Below are 24434 nucleotides of genomic sequence, written 5' to 3' on the forward strand. Positions count from 1 at the left end.
GTCCAATACATATTATTAAAATTAAAGTGGTTCAAGTCGGAGGAAGGTACCTTTAGGTGTCTTTTTTTATGGAAAAGGAGATAAAATATGCAAATTAACATAGGTATTTCTCATGATATATTTTATAAAAGCTCTAGCTTACAGAATATAGATTTAAATATCCCTAAACCAACTCATATAAAATGGAATTATAGAGAAAAAATAGATGAAGAACTTGTAGGTGTTTATGTTGTTTTTGATATGTATGATGATGAAGAGGATGAAGATGTAGAGTGGTGTACACCCAATCCATGTGACCTATCAGGCAAAAGTAGAAAGTGTTTGTATGTAGGCGAAGGTAAAATAAAGACCAGATTAAATGTTAATAAAGATTACTATGGTTATTACGCTGGAGAAGTCATCTATTATGAAATTCCAGTTATCGAAGACAGACTATTGTTTGAAAAAATTTTAATTAAACATTATCAGCCGATTTTTAATAAACAAAATTATTCTTATCCCTCGTCTGTAGTATCAAATTACGGAGCATCATTAGATAAAATTAGAAATCATCTCATCAATGAAATTAACGGAAAAGCAGAAAACGAAGAGTTATCATTAGATGCAAAAGCATTTTTTTATCATCTATACGATAATTTAAATTGGTCATTAGAATATATCCAAAATATTATCAATTTACATTCAATGGATAATACCACACAAGAAGTTGAAACTTATCATAATGAAATGGTTTACTTCTCTAAATTAAACACTAAGAGCTCCTCATCATGAGTAGGCTCTTATTTATATTAATACAAAATCCAAAATTAGATACGAGTTCGGAGGCTATAATTCTTTTAAGTCCCAAACGTAATTGATCTTTTGTTCTTGTTAAAATTTCAACGAATTCTAATTAACCTTGATTTTCTGCCATTTCTACATTTACAATGGATGGGTTTCTTCCATTGTAAAATCAATATTTGTTGCACGATTTTAATTGAACTTTCCTCCAAGCCAACATCATTTACCAAAAAACAACAGGAATTGTAAAATTATTAGGCATATTATGTCGTTTTTTTGATATTATCAATTTAAGTAATCTAATAATATTCTTTTATGTTTAGATGGGGTGATAATATCGAAATTACAGTAGATGATATAAAACTTGTACCCGATGAATTCATCTTTCACTCTTGAGATTGAGAGAGCTTTTCAGGTTTGGCAAATTAATATATCACATGATATGAACTTTTTACATGTCTAGAAAATAAGGAGATTAATACTTTTGAAACTATTTACTATTTTGAGTGATAAGAAATTTTTTAAAAAGAATGATGACTCATCTAATTCTTTCATTTTCTATGTAGCTTTATCCTTCTTTGTTTTGATTCCATTTGCATTTATTGGAGCATTTAATAATGTTTCATTTTTAATTTCGTTCGCTTTTTCAGGATTGTTTTTTACCTTATATGAAATGCTTTCTAAAAAAAATGGCCTAATGTTATTTTTAGGAATATTATTTTCGATAACAGTCCCTCAAATCCTCCAATTGAAATTTATCCATGAATTCTTAAGGGAAAAGATGATACAGTTTAATATCCTTCTCTCTCTTGAAATAAGCTCATCTTCAATAAGTAATGCTTTAACAATTGCCAGTTTAGGACTTGTTTTGTTTAGTTTATCAAAAAATAATCAGAAAATAGAGGGAATTAGTGTAGAAAACAAAAGGCTGACAGAAACGGTCAATCAACAAGAGGATTGGAAGATAAAATTTGAACAAATCAATCAACTTGATGAGATTGAAGAAAAGATAAATGTACTGACAGATATTATTGAAAATGAGAGGGATTCATTAATTTTATCAAGAGCATACGCTATGCGTGGTAATATTTATAGGAATAATAACAAACCAATTGAAGCCTTGGACGACTTTGGAAAATCTATTATCCTAAATCCAAACGACCCTATTACTTTTGCTTATCGTGGAATGGTTTTTAATATTATGGAAAATCCAGAAGAAGCAATAAGAGATTACACAACAGCAATAGAATTGAAACCGGATTATGTATTGGCCTATAATAATCGCGGAATTATCTTTCAAAGTAAGGGAATGCTTGAAGAAGCAATGAGAGATTATACAAAAGCAATAGAATTGAAACCAGATTATACAAAATCCTACAATAATCGCGGAAATACCTTTCAAAGTAAGGGAATGCTTGAAGAGGCAATAAGGGATTTTACAAAAGCAATAGAATTGAAACCAGATTACGCAGTGGCTTATTATAATCGCGGAATTGCGTTTCAAGATAAGGGAAATTTAGAAGAGGCAATAAGGGATTATACCATGGCCATAGGATTAGAACCAGATTATGCAAAGCCCTATAATAATCGCGGAAATATCTTTAAACATAAGGGAATCCTAGAAGAAGCAATAAGAGATTATACAAAAGCAATAGAATTGAAACCAGATTATGCAGTGGCTTATTATAATCGCGGAATTGGCTTTCAAGATAAGGGAAATTTAGAAGAGGCAATAAGGGATTTTACAAAAGTAATAGAATTGAAACCAGATTATGCAGAGGCTTATAATAATCGCGGAATTGGCTTTCGAAATAAGGGAAATTTAGAAGAAGCAATGAGAGATTTTACAAAAGCAATAGAATTGAAATCTGATTATGCAAAGGCTTATTATAATCGCGGAAATATATTCCAAAATAGAGGTTTGCTTGAAGAGGCAATAAAAGATTTTACCATGGCCATAAGTTTAGAACCACAGTATGGCTCTAAACTTGACCCAATTATTAACAGCTTAAGAGCAAGCTTAGACGAAGTGGCGGCAGAAAGAGAGGAATAGAAAAATTAATTAAATCTATTTATAAAAATAACCAAAATCTTTTTTGAGTGGAAAACTGTGGATTTATCACATTAATGTGCATCTTATTAAACCGCTGTTATAAAATTAAAGTGGTTCAAGTCGGCGGAAGGCACCTTAGGGTGTCTTTTCTTTATTTCCAAAAAGGGTATCGAGGGACTAGCCTTTTCTAATTTGAAAGTAAACTTTTGAATATAAATTCACAAAAAAAGTTTGGGTTCTATGCTTCTTACTCCATAAATAATTTAGTTTTCTTCCAATCATTGACTTGAGATTCACTACTAATAGAACTAATTATTTTTAAATCTTTTCACATTAATTGTATAGTTTGAATATTCAATTAAATATTTATAAATAAATTCAAATGTTAGAAAATACAAATAATATGGTATTGTTATTTATGTAATATTCATTCCAAAAAAGGGGGATTTTTCATGTTCAAGAAAGTAATAATTGGAACATTAGCAACTGGAATTATGTTATCTGGTGCTGGAGGAGTATTTGCGGAAACACCTACTGATACAGGTGTAAAATTAAAAACGATTGATAATAAAAAAAGTTTTGTTAAGAAAAAAGAAAAACAAGACTTTCCTGGTTACAAATCAAAAGGGGAAATACCTACTGTAAAAGAGTGGGATGGAGTGACTTGGTATTTAAAAGGAGCAACTGAAGTAAGTAAAAATTCATGGACAGGACATTATGAAGGATGGCGAACAAGTAATAATTAAGAAACTTTAATTAAGTTTTCCAAGTAAACAAGTAAACAAATAAAAAGAAGACCGAACTAGATTGTTATTCTAGTTCGGTCTTCTTTTTATTTTAAATTCATTAATAATTAATTTTTTCATATCACTATAAAATACCATTATTAACATCCCTAATATAGTTATAAATAAAGAAATTCCTTCAATGCTATTTTTCAAAATTAAGATGGTTCAAGTCCCAGGAAGGCACCTTGGGGTGTCTTTTTTTCTACCTATAACTGTTTAATTGTTATATAATAATATTACTGTATTTTAGGAGGAACATAAATGAACAAAAAACTAATCATTGGAATTATCGCGGTACTAGTAGCTATCATTGCTTCCGTAGCTATTTTTAAAGATTCCAAGTCAGAAGATATGAAACCTAAGTATTCACAAAAAGATATGGATAAACTTATCGATCAACACTTTAATGAACAGCAAGAATTAAAAACACAAATCAAAAAGTTGAAATCTAAAGTAGACTCCTATGAAAAAGAGCAAACTAGGTCACTTCAACAAACTACACAGCCGAGTCAAGAAACACCTAAACCGCAAGAACAAGAACAGCCTAAAAAAGAAGACGTAAAGCCGGAGTCTCAACCGGAAAAGAAAGAAGTACCTAAACCGGAACAAACTACTGGAACATTAGCGAATCCAGTAAAGAACATTGACAAAACAGAAGCTATGAATAAGGTTAAAGAAAAAGCTAAGAAAGACTTCCCAGATGATTATTCTACTCAAAATTATGTTGCAAATAAACAATCCAAAGCATTTGACTATTTAAATAACATTGAAATTAAGTCGCAAGAAGAATTAAATATTATAAATAAGGCACTACGTGATTTTCCTACTGATTTTTCAACAGCAAAATATGTATATGAAAAACAAATGAAAGCTAAAGGTGAGCAAGAGGCCCAGTAATAATTTAATAAAATAGATAATAAATATGGTAAAATTATATTTGGATGAGAGTCCAATACATATCATTAAAATTAAAGTGGTTCAAGTCGGAAGGCACCTTTGGGTGTCTTTTTTTGTACATTTTCGACATAATATGACGATATAACGATTAATAGTTTGTTATCATAGTTCAGGTAATCTTACATTTTAGACACCGGAGGATACATATTATGAACAATAAACTATTACTCGCACTAACAAGCTGCGTTTTAATTATAGGATTGGCAGCATGCTCATCTAACGAAAACGCAAGTACAGCTAATGACTCTAAAGCTGAAGAGAAAATACAAAAAAAAGCAGAAAAAGCTAAGATGGCGGAAGAAAAGGCGAAGCAAGAAGAACAGCAACGTCAAGAAGCAGAAGTTAAAAAAGAGGAAGAAGAGAAAGCAAAACAAGAAGCAGAAGCTCAAAGACAGGCAGAAGAAAAAGCGAAGCAGGAACAAGCAGAAAGAGAAGAAAGAGAAGAACAACAACGTCAAGAGCAGGAACAAGCCCGTAAACAACAAGCAGCACAAGAGCAAAAGCAACGTGAAGTGAAGCAACAAAAGAAAGAAGAACCTGAACTTTGCGGTTCGCCAGAAGTTGGAATAACATGTGAACACGTTCAAAAAGAATGGGAAAATGAGCAAAAGATTGAAAAAGAACTTAAAGAAAAAGAAGAACGCCAGGAACGAGAAGGTTTGGAGTATGCAAAAAGGAAAGCACAATCATTTGAGGATAAAGAACGAGAAAAAATGAGTTGTGATGACGCGAAAAATGTTCTTGAACAATTAAAGAATGCCGAACAGAATCCGGCCATAAAAGAAAGTATTGTAAAGTACCAAGAAAAAGTAAATATGTGTAGCAAGTAATAAAATAATATTTGGATTGGCGTCCAATACATATTATTAAAATTAAAGTGGTTCAAGTCGGAGAAAGGCACCTTAGGGTGTCTTTTCTTTATGTATAAAATAGCCCGACTATTTCCGTAGATGTGCTAAATAGTAACCCCTATTACCATTTATTTAAATATCTCCAAGTCAATATTATATAATTTCGATATATTTAAATTATATTTTAATTATATAAGTAGTGCAAAAGACGTTAGGCTTTGTTATCATGTTCTACGAATTAAAATTATTTCAAGGAGGTTTTTTTGTGTTTGATATATTAAAAAAACAATGTCGATTCAATAAGATGTCGGCAATATCGTTAGGGATTTTTGTGCTTTATATGATTTTAAAGCAATTTATCGCACTAGTTTATTTCATTAGTGATGAACAGTTTAGCGGGATGAGCATTTCGTTTGACGCAATTGATTTGTTACTTGTTCTAATAATTTATTTTTATTATCGTAGATCTAAAGAGCCTTTTACAAATCAAAATAATTTTACGATGAGTTTGCCAAAAAGCTTACTTTTAGGTCTAGTACTAACTGTAGTATGTAAATCCCTACCGCTGTTACTAGCAGATTTTATAAGTTTTCAGTCATCCAATCAAGTTGAACTAGAAAGCCAAGTAACGTTACCAATTTTAGTCTTCGCATTTTCTGTTGCTCTGGTAGCACCCATTGGTGAAGAAATTGTCCATCGTGGTGTTATACAGCATGGAATTTTTAAAAATTCCTGGTTAGGTGTATTTGTTTCTTCAGCTATTTTTGCAGGTTTACATGTTAGTCTTCTTTCTTTAGAAGCAATTCCGTATTTCCTTCTGGGAATTGGTTTAGGTTGTACTTATAAGTTAACCGGGCGTTTATATGTGGGAATTATAATGCACATGATTAATAATTCACTAGCAGTGATTGCTATTTACTATTTTTAAATAAAAGAATTAAGAGGGAGTATGCTACAGGTGAATACTAAGAAAAATAATTTGTTAGTATCTTAACTCCATTTCAGACCGAACCGTCCGGTCTGAATCTGTGGTTCAAGTCAGAGGGAGGCACCTTTAGGTGTCTTTTCTTTTGTACATTATATCCATTACGTGCTCATTGATTTTTTATGCACGTTTGATATAATTATTGTAATAGTATTACAGTAATACCTTGTGTATATAATAAAAAGAAGAGATGCGCTAACATCTCTTCAAGTAACTGCTACCGCAAGGTGGTCGGTTGCTTAAACTTATTTTTTGCGTTTAGAACCGCCCTTTCGCTTGCCGGCATTTGGGGCGGTTCTTTTATTTCGTTTACTGCTAATCTTCTTCGCCAGCTCATTCGCATAAGCTGTTGCAAATACTGTAAGAAATACCTTAGCAGCGTCATACAATAAATTAAATAAAGAATCCATTCGGTCACCTCCTTTCTCTCTAGAATCAGAGAAAGGATAGCAACCTCCCGCCCTCACAATATACAGTTACATACAGTCTATCACACAATTTTATTAGAGGAAATATCATTGGAATAATCTCAAATTACATCGAGTTAAAAATAGAATATAGATTTTGTTCACTTTTACGATACATTTATGGAACATTCATACGTTACGTTGTATAAGTCCTTTTTTGAATCATTTTCATTCTGTCAAAAAGTCCTAGCCTCTCTAGGACTTTTTGCGTTTAAATAAAGAGGTGTACTAAATTTCTCAATGTACAATATTACTTAACGTGGTAAAATAATAGTTGGATTGGCGTCCAATACATATTATTAAAATTAAGATGGTTCAAGTCGGAGGAAGGCACCTTAGGGTGTCTTTTTTTTCACCTAAAACTATTTAATTATTATATAATGATAATATTATATTTAAGGAGGAACATAAATGAACAAAAAACTAATTATTGGAGCTATCGCTGTAATAGTTGTTGTCATTGCTTCCATATCTATTTTTAAGGATTCCAAATCAGAAGATATGAAACCTAAGTATTCACAAAAAGATATGGATAAAGTTATCGATAAACACTTTAATGAACAACAAGAATTAAAAACACAAATCAAAGAGTTGAAATCTAAAGTAGACTCCTATGAAAAAGAGCAAACTAGGTCACTTCAACAAACTACACAGCCGAGTCAAGAAACACCTAAACCGCAAGAACAAGAACAGCCTAAAAAAGAAGACGTAAAGCCGGAGTCTCAACCGGAAAAGAAAGAAGTACCTAAACCGGAACAAACTACTGGATCATTAGCGAACCCAGTAAAGAACATCGACAAAACAGAAGCTATGAATAAGGTTAAAGAAAAAGCTAAGAAAGACTTCCCAGATGATTATTCTACTCAAAATTATGTTGCAAATAAACAATCCAAAGCATTTGACTATTTAAATAACATTGAAATTAAGTCGCAAGAAGAATTAAATATTATAAATAAGGCACTACGTGATTTTCCTACTGATTTTTCAACAGCAAAATATGTATATGAAAAACAAATGAAAGCTAAAGGTGAGCAAGAGGCCCAGTAATAATTTAATAAAATAGATAATAAATATGGTAAAATTATATTTGGATGAGAGTCCAATACATATCATTAAAATTAAAGTGGTTCAAGTCGGAAGGCACCTTTGGGTGTCTTTTTTAATCTCCCTAATTTCATTTTTGTATCATTTCATTGAAAAGTACCAATTACAATAAATGCTTTCCTTTTTAAATAATTAACAAAGACCCTGCTATCCAAATAACAGGGCCTTAAATATAGTAAAATGATTACCTCTGCATTTAATATAGATACTGCTGCATAGTTTAGTATATTTTAATGGTATTACGCACGCATTTGTTAGGATTAATTAATACGTTTTACTCTAGCAATCCTAACATCATTAATCTCAAATTTATTACAATAATTTTTGTTATATATCCTTAATATATCGATTTATTTTTCTACCCTACAAAAGGCAGCATTAAAAAATACAAATTTTGCGCTACCTTTTTTAAGGCTATACTATTTACAAAACGACACAATTTAATTAAAGGTGGCTAAGATTATGAGGCATGAATACTGGTCATTCTTCTTATTCTTAAGATGCTTTTAAAATTTTATTATTTAATAACCCTAGCATAAAAATTACTTTCCCTTCTATACACATCATCTTCTTCACCAAGATATCCAGCAATTGAAAGGATAATCAGTACCATACTCATTGTCACTTGCCAAACATGTAATATATTCCATATTAAAAGATCATAATTTATAAAAGATATATTAAAAAATGAGACAGAGAGACTGTATAATAGACACTCATACATATACTTATTTGTAATATACTGCGAAATTACACTCTGGTTATGTGGTTCAAATACAATAAATGTTAACATATACATCATTGTAAACATTAGTACTAACTCAAACAAAGTATGTACAGCTAAAGAAATACGTGTTGGTTTCCTAATATATGAATTCTTCCACTTATGGAGATATAATTCCTCCATATCTTTTTCTGTCTTACTGTTAATAAATTTGGAGTTAAAATAAAAAATTTTACAATCTACTCGAACAACATCCGCATAAAATGCTCGTCCAATTTCTAAAGAACGTGTTACTAATCTATATGATAATAAAGCATATTGAGATATCATCAAGAACTCAGCAGCCATTAAAAAATGACCTTTGAATTGGATAATAATTAATAGTATAGCCATTAAAGCCATGGTAAATAGTACATTAAACCAATTAGAAAATACTATAAAATAACTATTGGAAAATTTAACTAAGTCATAACAACAAACACATTTATGGTTCTTTCTACTTAAATATCTAAAATTTTCTTTACATGTACAATTCGATTCGGAAAATAGTTGTTTCTCTATCTTGTCTTTATAGTAACTAGCTATTGTATGATCAAAATTAAAAAACCACTTAAATATAAATTTCATTAAAAATGCGAAATTCCATTTTTTATCCCTATTTCCCTGCGGATTGTCATTTTCATTCGTACCATTTGAGGCCTCTACCCTATTTCCCTGCGGATTATCATTTTCATTCGTACCATTTGAGGCCTCTACCCTATTTCCCTGCGGATTATCATTTTCATTCGTACCATTTGAGGCCTCTACCTTTTTCATTGCTTTTCTGAAGGCAAATTCATGTATAATAAATTTTGAAAAAAGGAATTGCAAAGCCACACCTGCAATACAAGCAAAAAAGATTGTTCCTCTATCTATGTTAGATTGAATAACCCCAAGATTAATTGGTTTAAAAAATAAATACAAAATATATAGTCCTAGAATAAATATACCTATACTTTTCCATCTTCTTATTTTATTTTCCTCTTCCTTTACTTTATTCCAATATTCCTCACTCCTCTTATCGATCTCTGTTTTAAAATAAATCAACTGATAATCTTCTTTCATTGATCCCAATACAATTCCCTCTCTCAACATTAAAATATAGTTTAAATATACACTTAAGATTCCCTTTCCACAAATAACTATATAATCAAATTTAAAAATGAAACAATCTCAAACGGACATATCGCATTTTTGGTATATAATTGTTCTTATGGAGTGCATAATTTCGAAAAGACATAAATGTTTTTCCTTATAATTTGGAAGAATTTTACATAGAGAGAAGAGTGATGGAATGGAAATAAAAAACGCATTACGGAATATTTGTTGTCTATTTTTAGAATTCACGGCGATAATTGCTAGCAAGATTAATATTTATAATAAAGAACAAATAGGAATTCGTGAATTATTCATTATGCAATTTTACAATGGTATATATAGTACATTTTTTTCTGCTATTGGATCCCTTTCTGTGGCATTAGTAGCATCTCTATTTACCCAAAATTTATATAATAATTGGTTTGTATTTTTTATAATATTTATGATTTTGAATACCCTTATGCTTTTTGTGAATCTGTCGTCGAAAACTTTGAATGTTCCAATGATTCTCATGCGATTAATCTTTTCTTTAAAAAATAAATTTCATTCATTTAAACGTTTAATGTTTTACATAGTAAAATTGTATATAGCTGTATGGCTATCAATAAATAGTCTGTATCTTATACTTTTTCACTTTTTTGTTCAATATAATGTTCCTGATGAATATTCCTACATATACGCTTTAATTTTATCTGTTGGACTATCAGTAGCTGGTGTTTATTCTTTTCCTGTAAAAAAAAGTGATAGAGATATCAATGAGCTGCTAGTCTCACCCGTATTCATTATGCTTAATATTTTTCTAGGATATAAGACATCTAAAACTAATATATTAAATAATGCAAGCCAAGGGAACACCAGTATGGCAGGATATCTATTGACTCTTTTTTTTATTGCTGCTTTTGTACAAGTTATTACCTACTTAAAAAAACTTTTTGAAATGCTTCATCAATTACCTGAATATGAAAAAGAGATAAATAATTATTCTAATCAAGGGAAAGAAAGATTCGTATTTTTAAAAGAGTATTTTAAGGAGTCCTTGATATGGATCAATCAAATAATTATGGATTTTAAATCCACAAAAAATGCTAAACGTAAATTGTTACTATTGATAAGCTTTTTCTTAATTATGGCTATTGTAGCAATTTGTTTTAGTAAGATTATAGCGATTGGAATAAATTATTTAGGAGAAATAATAGTTTTATTTAAGTTAGAAAACTTAATTTCGAAAATCTTTGTGTATATAATATTATTGGGTTTCTTTCTGTTATTAATCTATAAATTGTATATTTGTATTTTTTTAGCATTAAAAAGAGATACTAATTTGAAAAGAATTGAACGATGGGAGTATTTCAGCTTAGCCCTCTTTATATTTGGAATATTAATTGTTCTTGGAACAACTATATTTTCAATAGGATCAAGTTCTAATAGTACCCTAGTTGCTGCTGGATTTATTGTAGCATCAACTATTATTTTTTCGGGAGTGGATTTGATTAAAAAGTTCTTAAACAAACACAAAGTAGCAAAAAAAGAAGAGAAACAAAAGAAAATAGAAGAAGACAAACAAGATGAGGAACAAAAGAAGTTAGAAGAACAGAAAAAGGCCCAAGAACAAAAGCAATTGGAAGAACAGAAAAAGGCTGAAGAACAAAAGCAATTGGAAGAACAACGCAAACAAGAAGAGGCTCAAAGACAACAAGAAGAACAAAAGAAACAACAAGAAGCAGCTCGAGCAAAAGAACAGGAACAACAAAAAGCTGCAGCTAATACAGCACCTCAGCAACAAGCTGCACCTAAACAAGAGAAAGTTCACTTTGCAAACTGTACAGATGCAAATAATGCCGGTTACTATGATATAGCTCCAGATAGCCCAGCTTATGCCTCGCATTTAGATCGTGATGGCAATGGTGTAACTTGTGAACGAAATAAAGGACATAAAAAATCTAGTAAAAAACATTAGATTTATAGATAAGCACTCTTATGAGTGCTTTTTTATTTTTCGTTCGACGAAATATGACAAAATAGTTGTAACCGTTTCTGTTATGATGGTTTCAGAAATCTTACATTTTACATAATTGGAGGAAACAAAATGTATAAGAAATTGGGTACAATCGCTATAACTGGGGCACTTGCTTTTAGTTTAGCTGCATGTGGTGAAACTGAAGAAACTGCAAAAAAGGTATCAAATGATACTAAAACTGAACAACTAGCTGAAAAGAAAGAAGAGAAGAAAGAATTTAAAATTGGTGAAATGATTCAACTTGGAGACCACAAGTTAACTGTCACAAATATTGAAAAGTCTCAAGGTGGAGAATTTGATAAACCTAAAGAGGGACATGAATTTTTAATCGCTAAGGTAACTATAGAAAATAGTGGGAAGGAAGAAATAAGTTATAATCCTTTCGATTTTAGCTTACAAAACAGTGAAGGGAATATTGTAGATCAAGCATTTACTACAGTTAACCAAGATACTGTGTTGAATTCCGGGAAACTTGCACCAAACGGCAAAATTTCTGGAACTATCGCTTTCGAATCAAAACAAGGAGATCCTAAGCTTCAATTAATCTTCAAACCAAATTTCTTATCTAAAAAAGAAATTCGAGTAAATCTTCAATAATAAATTAGAAATGGAGTTATAACTATGAAAAGAACAGCTGAATTTGTATTAGGGCTTATTGGTGGGATTTTTGGAATCCTATGTGCATTTATCGCATTATTTATCGGTGGACTTGGATCTGCTTTAGAAGCTGATGGCGCAAACACTGTTATTGGCTTAGGATGGGGCGCTGTAGCTCTATCTATATTAGGAATCGTTGGATCTGTTATGGTAAGAAGTAAAGCGAAAGTTGGCGGTATCATGATGACTGTTGCTGCTATCGGAGGCTTTATCTGTATATCTCTGATTTACTTATTACCAGGAGTATTATTATTAATCGGCGGATTAATGGGTATCTTCCGTAAAGATAAAGTTGTTGTATCTGCTTAAAATGGGCACTCGAAAGAGTGCTTTTATTTTACTCTCTGGCATAAATGAAATTAGGGGTGATGCGCATGAGGAAAGAATTTTTTTGGGGATTGCTGTTTACTACATGTCTGATATTTTCTGGTTGTTCAGCTAATATGAAATATGTAGAACATGAAACTAAGGAAAAATTAGAAAATAGTTCATTGGGACCATATATTGAAAAAGTCGATTATAAAGCTGATAAAAAGGAGGACGATACTACACCAGTAAATATTCAAGCGATCGTAGATGAGAAGTTCTCTGATTTGTCTACAATGGAAAAATATCAAATCATGTACACTACGCTCGATCAAATTATGGGTTCTTTTAATAATGTTTATTGTGGAGAGAATAGATCATGTCGTTACAAGGACCTTAAATTACTATACGATGACGATACATTTGTTATGGACATTTTTGATAAAACGCTGGTTATTAACGAGTTCGAAAAATATTCAAAACGTGATTATGACATAGAACTAGCTAATAGCACTTATAAAGCCACCCCCAATAACGTATCTAAATACACATCGCAAAAGAAAGAGAAATTTGCTAGCAACGGAATGAACTACATGGTTATATTTGATTTTATGAAAGAACAATACAGAATCCTCACAAACAATGACGAAAACTACATCCCTGAAGTACATGATCCTCGGGTAGCCGAAATAGCTGCTAAACGATTTGGAATTACAGCCAAAGAAGCTGGATTTATTTATGAAGAAGTGCAAATGGATGCTTTTAAGTAAAATATAGATTTTGTTCTAATACATATTATTAAAGTGGGTCAAGTCGGAGGAAGGCACCTTTGGGTGTCCTTTCTTTATAAAAAAGAACTCATAAAACGCCTTAAAATAATAAATTTATATATCACTATTTTATTATAAAATATTAAAATAATATTAACGCTAAAAATTTGTTATAATTAGTAAAGAATTCTATTAATTAGATAGAGAGGATACAATATTATGGGTTATAAATTTCGTAGAATTATCCAGTTTTCCCCGGGTGTGAAAATTAACTTTACATACACAGGTATGGGAGGGAACTCTTTTTCACCTGAATCAAGAACAACAACTTATGTACCTGGAACTGGAATCTCGTATACACCACGAATAGCTGAGTCAAACAACTATTATATACAACGAGGATATCAAGGACCAAACACTTCCTATCCCACTATGGATGAACAAGAATACAATACGGTAAATGCATTTGAGCCAGTAAAAGAAACCCAAACTTACCTTGTTACTGCTTTTCGTAAAAAGGATAATCAAGTAAACTCCGTAGGTAGAAAACTAATGAAACCACTTTCCATAATTACAGGCGTGTTTGCGGGCCTATTCTTAATTATGATGCTTATTATACCTGCTCTAATCATGGCATTCTTTTCTTTCCTATGCTATAAAAATATAAAAACACCGTTTGCAGTTGTATGCCCAGAATGTGATGCTGAGAATTTATTCATTTTTGAGGAAGAGAAGATTACTTGTCGTAAATGTGAAAGTACTCTTATAATCCAAAAATAAATAGTTCTCAAATTAACGGCTTTTTTAGTAGATAAAACAATAAAAAATCTAATTATAAATATAAACAGATAATAGAGAGGCAAGTGAATATCATCATTAATTTTGAGGCGTTTAATCCAACTATAAACGACTTAGCTATTAAACTTGCTATGGTACTGTTTATACCGTTATTCTTAGCATTAATTGTCAAAGTGATACTTATGAAATTTATGAAAAAATCGATTGCTGGCAGATTAGCAAGTCTATCTTTGTTATTTTTTATGTACTATGTATTTAAATTTGTTACAGCTTAAAAGGCACCTTATGGTGTTTTTTTATGTATTAAAAGACCTACCTATTTCCCTAGGTAGGCCTTTTGTGACTTTGTATTTACAAACGATGATATTATGACAAAACCCCATAATCCTCAAACTCTCTAATCGTTCTTCTTCAATACGCTTAAACTGGTTCTATGTATACTAGTCTAAAGTACGAGCAGCTGCATAGAATGATCCAGAACCACCATTTCTGTGAGTAACTTTAAGCTTATATTTACCTTTTGGAAGAGTATTGTACGTATTTGTAAAACCCTTTCCTGCTGCTAACGATCCAGAACCAATAACATTACCTTTTGAGTCTTTTAAAGACCAATCAAGTGTACCTTTAGTATTGTTTGTCATATGAACTCTCATATCTGCTTTTTTTACATGCTCGAACGGTACTTCTCTTTCACCATTCATTAGACTGAAATCATCTTTAAGTATTTGGGTACGTTGGACAATTGGTGCTGAATTTTTAGTATTATCTACACCTTCTGTACTTGCTGATGCTGCTCCAATCCCTCCAGTTAATACGATACCAGTTGCTAATGTTCCTACTACTAATTTCTTAAACATAATAAATCCCCCTTAAATATTTTTTATAACTAGCACCTTAAATGTATCACTTCTGTATTTTTTGTAAATATTTTCAATTTATATAAATATTTATTTAATTATTAACAATATTGGAATTTAATTTTATCAAATGGAAAATAGAGGGATTTGAAGAGGTATGTAAAAATGCATAATAAATCAAGCAAATATCCTGATATACTCTCAAAGAGCTGATACAAAATTTCTTTAGATTGGAAAACTAAAGTCTTATCTACCTAAATGGAAGGCGCCTTATGGCGTCTTTTCTCTATTTTCAAAAGGACCTGCTCAATTAATTTCTTAAAAACATAAGGTAAAGTGAACCCATTAAAATTCATGGAATGAACCCTAGTTTTACCCTCTAATCTAAAGGAGGCACTATTGTTATGGGATATGGTGGTAGTTGCGGCGAAGGCTGCGGTTTTGCTGGAGGATTCGCTTTATTAGTTGTATTATTTATTCTATTAATCATTATCGGATGCAGTTGTTTCTGCTAAAAACTATTGGAAAAGGCACCCTTATATGGGCGCCTTTTTGTATATTAAAAACCTACCTATTTCCATAGGCGGGCTAAATATAATTTTACACAATTGAGTTATAGCAAAATCATTTATATGGAAAGTAATTAAAATTAACTTAGTAATCCTAATACCTTAATAATCTCAATTGTTTTATTATCTTTTATTTTGAAATAAAGCCTTTTCCCTATACGTTCACTAATTACAATATTTCCAAAGGCTAATTTACGCAAATGTTGTACAATCAAATCCTCTGTAATTCTTGTTTGCTTACTTAAATCAGAAACTGACAACGATCCATATGTAATCAATTTACAAACAATTGATAAGCGAGTAGAATTCCCTAATAACCCTAAAACTTTTATACTTTCGGTATAGAAACTAAAATCCATATGAAAAGCATGTAACAGATCTTCCACCCCCCTAAAATAAGATGAATATCAACCAAAATATCTTAACATAAAAATAGTAAAAATAACCCTAAAATATACCAATTATTCATTGAGAAAAATGATACTTGAATGGGAGTCCAATACATATTCTTAGAATTAAAATGATTCAAATCGGAGGAAGGCACCTTTGGGATGCTTTTTTATTTATGGATTTTATTAGAAAATATTTGAAATATAATACAGTAGATTATATTATTATGTGTGTATGATTTCTGGTTTTAAAAATTAATAGGGGGGAAACAATAATGAAGTTAGGAAAATTAGCATTAATTGGGGCGTTAACTTTTAGCGGTTTTACTGCAATAGAAATGAGTAAGCCTACCTCACAAGCAGCTGCAGCTTACTCAGATCCACTTAATGATGATTGGGGATTTAAAACCATTGTGGATTTACAAAATTCAGAGGAAAGTACATATCAGCCAGATTGGAAGATTGGAAATTTAATAACTGGTGATACATTTTACTTAACACAGCACTTTGGTAGAGAACATTTTGGTGCACAAATGAAAATTTTTAAAATCCACACAAATGGTACCCTAGAACGATTCCAAACAATAGAACCAGAATTTATTCCTGGAACAGAAATTTGGCAAACCCCTATCACAGATAGCTATACCAGTGGTACTTATGTCGCTGCAATTAAATATCGTGGTGAATTCACGTATTCAAATCAATTTACAATCAATTAAGGCTGTAATAAATTGAAAAAAGGCACCTTTGCGTATCTTTTCTTTTGTACATTATATCTATTACGTGCTCATTGATTTTTTATGTACGTTTGATATAATTACTGTAGTAGTATTACAGTAATAGCTTGTGTATATAATAAAAGAAGAGATGCGCTAACATCTCTTCTAATAACTGCTACCGTCAGGGTGGTGGTTATATCATTTATTTTTTACGAAACCCACCCTTTTGCTTTGGACGGCGACGAGGAGTGGGTTTTTTGTTATCTTTTTCTAAAATTTGTTTCCTAAAAACATACGCAGAAACTTCACGTACAATAGCTTTCACAAATTCTTTTAGAAGCTCAAACAAAAACTCCATAGGTATATCACCCCCTTTCCTTCCAAATGGAAAGAAGGGATAACCAATCACCCTCACAATATACAGTTAATCTTATTCTATCATACTAGTACAATCTCACCAATATAAAAAAGACCACCATTACTGGCAGTCCTTTTTGGGTAGTTTTAGAAATTAAATTATAACATATTAATATACGGATGATAAATATGTTTTTTTCCTAAAGATACTATAAATTTTTTATAATTCTTGATTCCTCAATCTTCATTGCATGTTAAATTTTCCTATAAGGATTAACAAATAACATTAAAATTATCCATCCACTAGATTATTAAAAAAAACTGGGTATCTATATAATTATTTGGTAAAATATAGATATAATTTAAGAGGGTAAAGTTAATATAGATCAACTAAGTAATACAAAAAATGTTTTATTGCATAAAAAAGACTCCATTGCTGGAGCACTCAAAATAAACAAACGAATTAAAACAAGAAACAGACAATTTAACTATATAGATAAAATATAAATAAATCTATATATATGCAAAAATTCATATAAAAATTCTATTTATTGATGCTATAATAGACTTACTCGATGATTGTTATATTTTTTATGGTTATTAAGCAATACAATACCTTCTTAACACCAAGTGTACAAGTAAAAGAAGACATCTTAATCGATGTCTTCTTTTCTTATATAATAACAACATAATAAAATTAAGATGGTTCAAGTCAGAGGAAGGTACCTTAGGGTGTCTTCTCTTTATGAGGGATAATCCTATACAAAGAAAAAAGCCTCAGATATTGAGGCTTCCCAGTAAATATTTTAGTATTTTCTTCCTTCATAATAAGCTTCATATTGTCCATCCATGTCTTTGATACCTTTAAGGTACCACGTAATCCCTTGATTATCAGTATATGAATTTGCAAATATTCTTTGGCTCTTACATTCATATTTATAATATATACCACTTCCTTTCTGAGTTTCTTGAGGTTGTGTATTTTTACACTGCATAGCTATTTCGCTTGCTGTATTCTCTGTACTTGCTGATGCTGCTCCAATCCCTCCAGTCAATGCAATACCTGTTGCTAATGCTCCAACTACTAATTTCTTGAACATAATAAATCCCCCTTTAATAGTTTTTTATAACTTGCACCTTTAATGTATCATTTTGTAATTTTTGTAAATATTTTGAATATGCGTAAATGTTTATCTAAATTTTGGTAATATACTTCATCAAATGGAAAATAGAGGGATTTATGATGATGTGTAATAATGCATGTTCATTCAGCAAAAAAACGTGATAAAATCTAAGCACCTGTTCTATTTTTTTCAATTAAAATGGAAACCTTACTTCTTATTTACCCAAATGGGAGGCGCTTTATGGCGTCTTTTTTTTATTTTCAAAAAGCCATGCTCATTTAATCCATAAAAACATAAAGTAATTTGAATCCATTAAAATACATGAGTGACTCCTTATTTTTCTCCTACTCTTTAAAGGAGGAATTATTATGGGCTTTGGTGGTAGCTGCGGTGGTGGCTGTGGCTTTGCAGGAGGATTTGCTTTATTAGTTGTATTATTTATTTTATTAATTATTGTTGGAGCTTCTTGCTTCTGCTAAAAAAACATTAGAAAAGGCACCCTTATATGGGCGCCTTTTCTTTATGTATATTATTTATTATCCAATTCATTGATTTTATTATAAACACATTTTATTTCTCCAAAATTTCACTATTACTGATAGTCTTTTTAGGTAAATTTAGAGATATTAATTATATTATAAAAATATTAGGATGAATAAATTGTTATTATTCTCTTGTAATCTTTATCATCCACCATTTAAAGTTTCTTTAAACTATTACATAACATATGTTTTTTTGTACCATGCTTTGTTAATGCATTTAACCTTCTTAGATATTGAGGGTTTAGAATTATCCCTTGGTATAGCTATATCATTAGAACATCCTGCGATATTTAAACAAAATGTAGCCAATAAAGACAATAATATTAATTTATTCAAATAATCACTTCTAACTCTTTTTTAATTAACTTTTTGATATAAAATAAACGTCTCACTAATTTTACATTAGATTAAAAGTTGAAAACTATTCTTATAATCATAAAATGTTAAATTTTTGTCCAATGAGATAGTAATACCCCTCCTAAAAACCTGCTTATTTCCCTAGGTCGGTCTTCTTAAATTCTTCAGCATCATGAAATCCTAAATCGAACGAATACAACGTTTCTAATGTCTCTGAAGCTCCAATATATTTCAAAATACTCTCTATATCTTTGTATGATTGAAAATATAAAATTTTTGCTTTTGGTATTTTCCCGTCAGTTTGTAATTTTTTCTTCTTAATACCTAATTCTTCAAACATAAAATTATTTAAATGCTCCAAGATATCTTCAGACCCATGAATACGAAAGCGTGGTCTAACATAAATTTTATTTTCAGATCGTTTAACTTTTATCGTGCCAAGTTCATGCCTCAATAAAACATATTTTTTAATGAATATTTTTTTATTAAACTCACCTTTAGGAAATAACCTAGATTTTCCTCGTATCGGTGTCCAACCAAATTCTTTTACCTTTGTAATAAATGGATGGTCACTATTCATAGACATATACCATTCCACATACCCTTTATCTTCACAATATCTTGATCTTGTTTCTTTCCCAAAGAAATCAGCAAACTTTTTTACTATCACTTGTGACTTATGAGTGAATTGAAAATAACCTCCTGATTCATAACCATTACGCCATACCATACCTAAAGCCTCTGAAAATACATCTGTTTTAATAAAATCATCTATCCAATTCTTCTCTATAAGATTATTAGTCATAAAATATTCCCCTTAAATTTTATCCTTCTAATCAATTGTAAAATAATACTTTATTTCTATAAACAAGAAATTAACCTTATAAATTTCACGTACTATATCCGATGTGTAAAACCAAATCTTGCAATAAAACCTATTCTACCATCCGTCCCCTTATCCTCTAACCAAAAAAGTAGTAAATCCTCTATTTATTCCTCTATCTTAGTGATTCATTCCCCCATGAGTTAAACACTCTCATATTTTTCTGCTTTTCTTCGTAATTAAGCTTGACTGAAGATCTTGAGGGTTTTTATCATGTGGGAACGATTATGGAACACGGCTGGAAGGCAGATTTATCCCCTACTTTGAAAGATCACAAAAAAGTAATCGATCAAAATAGATGGATAAGCGTCTTGTTTTCGCCATGCGGTCACTTATAAGGTATCCGTATGTATAGACCCTGCTCACTCAGCGATCTTCACCGCATACATCCTTTTACTATGGCTTGTCCTTGTAATATCGTCCCTACACGACAAACTGAATGTACTCCCTAGCACCTTGATGCTAACGATAACCACCCGAACCTTTTAGGGATTCGTCCCTGGGCACGTTCTCGCCCACCCTCACCAGAAGAACAGGATTCCAATGAGGGGTGCTGTTTTTGTGGGCGCATACTCTGTACCCCCTGCACGACCAACAGCTAGCCACGCCGTAACACGTTCCCGCTAAATGTATGGCAGCACGGAATTACGGCTTATCAGTTTTTATTTACGTGGTATCAGGCAATTCCACGCGAACAAAAAACAAAAAGGCATCTCCAACTCCTAAATGGCCTGTACATTCACAAGACTTCTAGGCTTAGAGATGCCCTATATATATCTTTTGACTGCAAAAAATACAATTCTAGCATTTACTAGTTGAATTTTAGTCAAACAATAGATAAAATGGGTATATCAAAGAAGCCTCGTGAAAAGGCATAGTTGTTTAAGGTTAGTGGTGGTACACTACTTAAACGTTAACACTGTGGTTGAATACAGCTAATTTCTAGTCAAGTGGTGGTACACTTGCTAGAGCAAGTCATTCCCGCTAATGGTTGGTAGCCGTTAGCATATGGGAGTGGCTTTTTGTTTTGTGTTCATATTCAATTGTTTTGCTCGATCTATTTATGTAAATTTGATTTATCAAAATATGTTTTGTTTTGTAGAATGTTGCTTGTTGTTTATTAAGTTACAACAAGTTTTTTTCTTTGTAAATGCCCCTGTAAGTGGGTTTGTATCATCTAACAAGCTTAAATAAAGGATAAAAAGATACAAGGATACAAAGATACATTTATCCTTAGATACAAAGATACATAGTTTACCTTTATGTATCTTTAGATACAAAGATAAAAAGATAGAAAGATAAAAAGATACATCGATAATCGTTAATATTATAGGGTTTCTGTTAAATATTCTGTACAAGAAAAATCGGATTAATCTATTAAACATAAAAAAGATACATTTATCCTTTTACTTTTTGTACAAGCTCGTGTTATCATCAAGTCGAGAATAAAAAGATAAAAAGATACATTTATCCTTTGTTACAATTATATTACAAATTTAAAAGGAGCGATTCCTGTGAAAAAAGGATACGTAATAATCAACGCCCAACAAAAAGGTGGAGTTGGAAAAACAACTGATTCGTGTATGGAATCTCTTGTGGCTTCTTTAATCTTTAATAAGAAAGTTTTATTTATTGATACTGACCTTCAAGGGAATGGCACAACATTCTTAGCGAAATCATTTAATATTACCGAAATGCAAAAGACTTTAATGAAGTGTCTTGAAGAAGGAGACTTATCATCAGGTATTGTGCATCTGCATGAAAACCTAGACATGATTCCATGCGGATATGACATGAGGAAATATGCTGACTTCTTAATCGAAACATTCAATACTGTTGAAGACAGAACTTTTTACCTTTCTAGATTGCTAGAAAAAATCAAATACAACTATGATTACATATTTATCGATATTCCACCTTCAACAGATTTAAAAGTGGATAATGCGATGGTAGCAAGTGACTATATTATTGTTGTTCAAGAAACTCAACAATTTTCATACGAAGGAAGCCAACGTTTAATCTTTGAATACATCCAAACATTAGTTGATGACTTTGGATCACTCGTAAAAATGCAAGTTGCTGGAGTACTTCCTGTATTACTGCAGCAAAAGCGTGCCTTACACAAAGAAATCGTTAAAAGTACAATCGCTACTTTTGGTGAAGAGAATGTATTTACTACAATTATTAACAATCACGCACGTTTAGAATGGTATCCACGAATCGGGTTACAATTTGAAGATCATCATGATAAGAGAATGCTAGCTTTATTCTGTGATATTTTCTGTGAGTTAGAAGAAAGAATTCACCTTTTCGAAACTGAGGGAGATATTGAACCGGGATATAGATATACACAAAAGTATTTCGTAGAAAATAAACTTACTAAGTTAGGGAAGGGGATTGACATAAGTGGCTTTAATCAAAAGGGAAACACCGCAAGAACCGAAGATAACGCAATCTGCTAACACAGAGAGAAATGTTCAAAGTACAAATAACAACACTACACCCAAAAAGAAAGTTTTAACAGCACAAGATAGAAAGAACATAAAAGTAACTCCTGAATCATTTAGCAAAATTAAAACTATTTGCACGATGAAGAGTATGAAGAATTACGAATTTATTGATGAAATTTTAGAATTCTACATTGCAAATAATTTAACTGAGCGTGAGCAACGTATTTTAAAAAACATAACATCTAACAATAAATAGCTTTAAGTGATTACTAAATAGGAGTGGTACCTGTGGAGAATAAGAATAATTCATTTGTAGTAACCGTTACACCTATTACTGAAAACTTGGATTTGAATACAGAAAAGGAATTGAAAACTCCAGAGAAAAAGAACTTTAAAAACCAACAGGGTAGTATTAAAATTTCTAGTCAATCCAAGAAACAACTTGAAGCTCTAAATAAACTTACAAATACCAAATATGCTCATGAAATAATTGATTTACTTATAAAAAGTTATGTAAAAAATGAACTAACTTTGGAGCAAAAAGGGAAATTCGAATTACTTACAAACTTATAAAATCATAGAAGTATCCCTATATCGGGGGTACTTTTTATTATGTATCCTTGTATCTAAAGATAAATGTATCTTTTTATCCTTTTATCTTTGTATCTTTAGATACATTTAGCAAGGCTACTCATAAAAGAAAAGTTAATCACCTTAAAAATGGAAACTAAGTAACAAAATTGAACAATATTACATTTCTGTTATAATATAATACGACAAAAAACTTATTAGAAAACATCTTGGAGGATCATGCATTGAAAAGACATTATAAAATTGGCGGAATTATTCTTGCTGCATCGCTCTTCGCTAGCGGCTGTGGGAATGGAGAAAAAGCTGAAGAGAAAAAAAGGGAATCTTGGACAGAACATGAGCAAAGATTAGAAAAAGAACAAGCCGAAAAAGAAGCACAAAAAGAAGCAATTAATTTTGAAGTAGGCGAATACTCTTATAATCCAGAAACTAAAATGTTAACGGTAAATGTAAAAACAAATATGCCGGAAGGATCAAAAGCAAAAGGTGTTATCAAAGAGCCAGAAAAAGAATATATAGCAGTAATGTCAAAAGAGAGCACTGTTCATGATGGGAATTTTCATTTTGAATTTGGTGACCATGTATCCGAAACGTCAGGACGTGAAGTTGTTAAAAATGGAAACTATGATTTTAAAATAACTTTTACTGTTGATGCCGAAAACAAAGCTGCATTAGATGCATTCAAAGACTATGACAATTTCGAAAAAAACTATAAATCTAATGGGGAATTAGAAGAGATAGAAAATGGATTTAAAGTTAGAGGAATTAATGCTGGAAAAGTAAATATTGAAAATGCTCTATCAGCAGAAGAAGCTGAAAAAGCAAAAATTGAAGAAAAAAAGAAACTAGCGAAAGATCTTTCTTATCCTGAATTAAAGAAAAATCCGGATGGACACAAGGACGAATTAGTGAAATATACTGGTGAAATTGTTCAGATCATAGAAAGTGGCGGTTCAACTGATATTAGATTAGCTGTTACAAAAAGGTCATATGGATATAACACCAACGACATTGTTTATGTAACTTTCGATAAACCAACAGAATTTGTTGAAAAAGATATAGTTACAGTAACAGGAAACATAGAAGGAAGTTATTCTTATACATCACAAGCAGGTTGGAATATATCCGTACCATTAATGAAAGCTATTGATATAACGAAATAATCTATTAAAAAAAGCCCGGTTAATTTAGTCGGGCTTTTC

The 24434-nt window shown here is 31.0% G+C and carries 26 protein-coding genes and 1 pseudogene; 20 read left to right on the forward strand and 7 right to left on the reverse strand.

The window, feature by feature from the left end; all coding sequences use genetic code 11:
• Positions 1-87 precede the first annotated feature (87 nt).
• The 6 genes from AC1Q8M_RS26680 to AC1Q8M_RS26705 all read left to right on the forward strand — a co-directional run bounded on the left by AC1Q8M_RS26680 (position 88) and on the right by AC1Q8M_RS26705 (position 6357).
• Positions 88-771, forward strand: a complete 684-nt coding sequence (locus AC1Q8M_RS26680; protein ID WP_492334224.1) for a hypothetical protein — start codon at positions 88-90, stop codon at positions 769-771.
• A 493-nt stretch (positions 772-1264) separates the two neighbouring features.
• Positions 1265-2833: a tetratricopeptide repeat protein gene (locus tag AC1Q8M_RS26685; protein ID WP_492334225.1), complete on the forward strand. Its 1569-nt coding sequence runs from the start codon at positions 1265-1267 to the stop codon at positions 2831-2833.
• A 452-nt stretch (positions 2834-3285) separates the two neighbouring features.
• Complete coding sequence (locus AC1Q8M_RS26690; RefSeq protein WP_000475232.1) at positions 3286-3579, forward strand: LCI fold-containing protein; 294 nt, start codon at positions 3286-3288, stop codon at positions 3577-3579.
• 303 nt (positions 3580-3882) lie between these two features.
• Positions 3883-4518: a hypothetical protein gene (locus AC1Q8M_RS26695; protein ID WP_492334226.1), complete on the forward strand. Its 636-nt coding sequence runs from the start codon at positions 3883-3885 to the stop codon at positions 4516-4518.
• Positions 4519-4727: 209 nt separating this feature from the next.
• The gene (locus tag AC1Q8M_RS26700; protein ID WP_492334227.1) at positions 4728-5408 is read left to right on the forward strand and encodes a hypothetical protein; all 681 of its coding nucleotides are present in this window, start codon (positions 4728-4730) and stop codon (positions 5406-5408) included.
• Between the two features lie 286 nt (positions 5409-5694).
• Positions 5695-6357: a CPBP family intramembrane glutamic endopeptidase gene (locus AC1Q8M_RS26705; protein ID WP_492334228.1), complete on the forward strand. Its 663-nt coding sequence runs from the start codon at positions 5695-5697 to the stop codon at positions 6355-6357.
• 302 nt (positions 6358-6659) lie between these two features.
• Here the strand turns inward: AC1Q8M_RS26705 and AC1Q8M_RS26710 are convergent, their stop codons facing one another.
• On the reverse strand, positions 6660-6824 hold the full coding sequence (locus AC1Q8M_RS26710; RefSeq protein WP_000377658.1) for a hypothetical protein: 165 nt from the start codon (positions 6822-6824) through the stop codon (positions 6660-6662).
• A gap of 468 nt (positions 6825-7292) precedes the next feature.
• Here AC1Q8M_RS26710 and AC1Q8M_RS26715 point away from each other — a divergent pair, with 468 nt between their 5' ends.
• Positions 7293-7928, forward strand: a complete 636-nt coding sequence (locus tag AC1Q8M_RS26715; RefSeq protein WP_492334229.1) for a hypothetical protein — start codon at positions 7293-7295, stop codon at positions 7926-7928.
• Positions 7929-8502: 574 nt separating this feature from the next.
• Here AC1Q8M_RS26715 and AC1Q8M_RS26720 read toward each other — a convergent pair.
• On the reverse strand, positions 8503-9813 hold the full coding sequence (locus AC1Q8M_RS26720; protein ID WP_492334235.1) for a hypothetical protein: 1311 nt from the start codon (positions 9811-9813) through the stop codon (positions 8503-8505).
• Positions 9814-11368: 1555 nt separating this feature from the next.
• On the opposite strand from AC1Q8M_RS26720, the pseudogene AC1Q8M_RS26725 reads away from it, so the two are divergent.
• From AC1Q8M_RS26725 to AC1Q8M_RS26750, 6 genes and pseudogenes are all read left to right on the forward strand, one after another.
• Positions 11369-11803, forward strand: a pseudogene (locus AC1Q8M_RS26725) (excalibur calcium-binding domain-containing protein); the annotation flags it as partial.
• A gap of 129 nt (positions 11804-11932) precedes the next feature.
• Positions 11933-12460: a DUF4352 domain-containing protein gene (locus AC1Q8M_RS26730; RefSeq protein WP_492334230.1), complete on the forward strand. Its 528-nt coding sequence runs from the start codon at positions 11933-11935 to the stop codon at positions 12458-12460.
• Between the two features lie 24 nt (positions 12461-12484).
• Positions 12485-12829 (forward strand): DUF4064 domain-containing protein, encoded by a 345-nt coding sequence (locus AC1Q8M_RS26735; RefSeq protein ID WP_000831288.1) that lies wholly within the window; start codon positions 12485-12487, stop codon positions 12827-12829.
• A gap of 59 nt (positions 12830-12888) precedes the next feature.
• Positions 12889-13596, forward strand: coding sequence for a hypothetical protein (locus AC1Q8M_RS26740; protein WP_481748623.1), 708 nt, complete (start codon positions 12889-12891; stop codon positions 13594-13596).
• Positions 13597-13815: 219 nt separating this feature from the next.
• Positions 13816-14376 (forward strand): DUF4236 domain-containing protein, encoded by a 561-nt coding sequence (locus AC1Q8M_RS26745; protein WP_492334231.1) that lies wholly within the window; start codon positions 13816-13818, stop codon positions 14374-14376.
• Positions 14377-14459: 83 nt separating this feature from the next.
• A complete protein-coding gene (locus tag AC1Q8M_RS26750; protein WP_098281912.1) occupies positions 14460-14669 on the forward strand; it encodes a hypothetical protein in 210 nt (69 codons plus the stop codon).
• A 165-nt stretch (positions 14670-14834) separates the two neighbouring features.
• On the opposite strand, the gene AC1Q8M_RS26755 is transcribed toward AC1Q8M_RS26750, so the two are convergent.
• Positions 14835-15251: a hypothetical protein gene (locus AC1Q8M_RS26755; protein ID WP_095691737.1), complete on the reverse strand. Its 417-nt coding sequence runs from the start codon at positions 15249-15251 to the stop codon at positions 14835-14837.
• 404 nt (positions 15252-15655) lie between these two features.
• Between AC1Q8M_RS26755 and AC1Q8M_RS26760 the strand changes: the two genes are divergently transcribed.
• A complete protein-coding gene (locus AC1Q8M_RS26760; protein WP_000540371.1) occupies positions 15656-15766 on the forward strand; it encodes a YjcZ family sporulation protein in 111 nt (36 codons plus the stop codon).
• Between the two features lie 134 nt (positions 15767-15900).
• On the opposite strand, the gene AC1Q8M_RS26765 is transcribed toward AC1Q8M_RS26760, so the two are convergent.
• A complete protein-coding gene (locus tag AC1Q8M_RS26765; RefSeq protein ID WP_000347623.1) occupies positions 15901-16179 on the reverse strand; it encodes an ArsR/SmtB family transcription factor in 279 nt (92 codons plus the stop codon).
• Between the two features lie 305 nt (positions 16180-16484).
• Between AC1Q8M_RS26765 and AC1Q8M_RS26770 the strand changes: the two genes are divergently transcribed.
• Positions 16485-16928, forward strand: a complete 444-nt coding sequence (locus tag AC1Q8M_RS26770) for a DUF5065 family protein (RefSeq protein WP_000765890.1) — start codon at positions 16485-16487, stop codon at positions 16926-16928.
• Between the two features lie 202 nt (positions 16929-17130).
• Here the strand turns inward: AC1Q8M_RS26770 and AC1Q8M_RS26775 are convergent, their stop codons facing one another.
• Entirely contained in the window at positions 17131-17286 is a 156-nt protein-coding gene (locus AC1Q8M_RS26775; RefSeq protein ID WP_000394762.1) for a hypothetical protein, read from the reverse strand.
• A gap of 805 nt (positions 17287-18091) precedes the next feature.
• Complete coding sequence (locus AC1Q8M_RS26780) at positions 18092-18385, reverse strand: LCI fold-containing protein (protein WP_098361006.1); 294 nt, start codon at positions 18383-18385, stop codon at positions 18092-18094.
• Between the two features lie 392 nt (positions 18386-18777).
• On the opposite strand from AC1Q8M_RS26780, the gene AC1Q8M_RS26785 reads away from it, so the two are divergent.
• Entirely contained in the window at positions 18778-18888 is a 111-nt protein-coding gene (locus AC1Q8M_RS26785; RefSeq protein WP_000505681.1) for a YjcZ family sporulation protein, read from the forward strand.
• A gap of 553 nt (positions 18889-19441) precedes the next feature.
• Here AC1Q8M_RS26785 and AC1Q8M_RS26790 read toward each other — a convergent pair.
• A complete protein-coding gene (locus AC1Q8M_RS26790; protein ID WP_095691730.1) occupies positions 19442-20113 on the reverse strand; it encodes a hypothetical protein in 672 nt (223 codons plus the stop codon).
• A gap of 1592 nt (positions 20114-21705) precedes the next feature.
• On the opposite strand from AC1Q8M_RS26790, the gene prgP reads away from it, so the two are divergent.
• From prgP to AC1Q8M_RS26810, 4 genes are all read left to right on the forward strand, one after another.
• A complete protein-coding gene (gene prgP / locus AC1Q8M_RS26795; RefSeq protein WP_086401174.1) occupies positions 21706-22653 on the forward strand; it encodes a ParA superfamily DNA segregation protein PrgP in 948 nt (315 codons plus the stop codon).
• Positions 22598-22897 carry a hypothetical protein gene (locus AC1Q8M_RS26800; protein ID WP_098361005.1) on the forward strand — a complete coding sequence of 100 codons (300 nt, stop codon included), beginning with the start codon at positions 22598-22600 and terminating at the stop codon, positions 22895-22897. Before prgP ends, AC1Q8M_RS26800 begins: the two co-directional genes overlap by 56 nt.
• A gap of 32 nt (positions 22898-22929) precedes the next feature.
• The gene (locus AC1Q8M_RS26805; protein ID WP_098361004.1) at positions 22930-23214 is read left to right on the forward strand and encodes a hypothetical protein; all 285 of its coding nucleotides are present in this window, start codon (positions 22930-22932) and stop codon (positions 23212-23214) included.
• A gap of 242 nt (positions 23215-23456) precedes the next feature.
• A complete protein-coding gene (locus AC1Q8M_RS26810; protein ID WP_098361003.1) occupies positions 23457-24395 on the forward strand; it encodes a hypothetical protein in 939 nt (312 codons plus the stop codon).
• Positions 24396-24434 lie beyond the last annotated feature (39 nt).

Source organism: Bacillus sp. GW823-FHT06A10 (assembly GCF_058795375.1).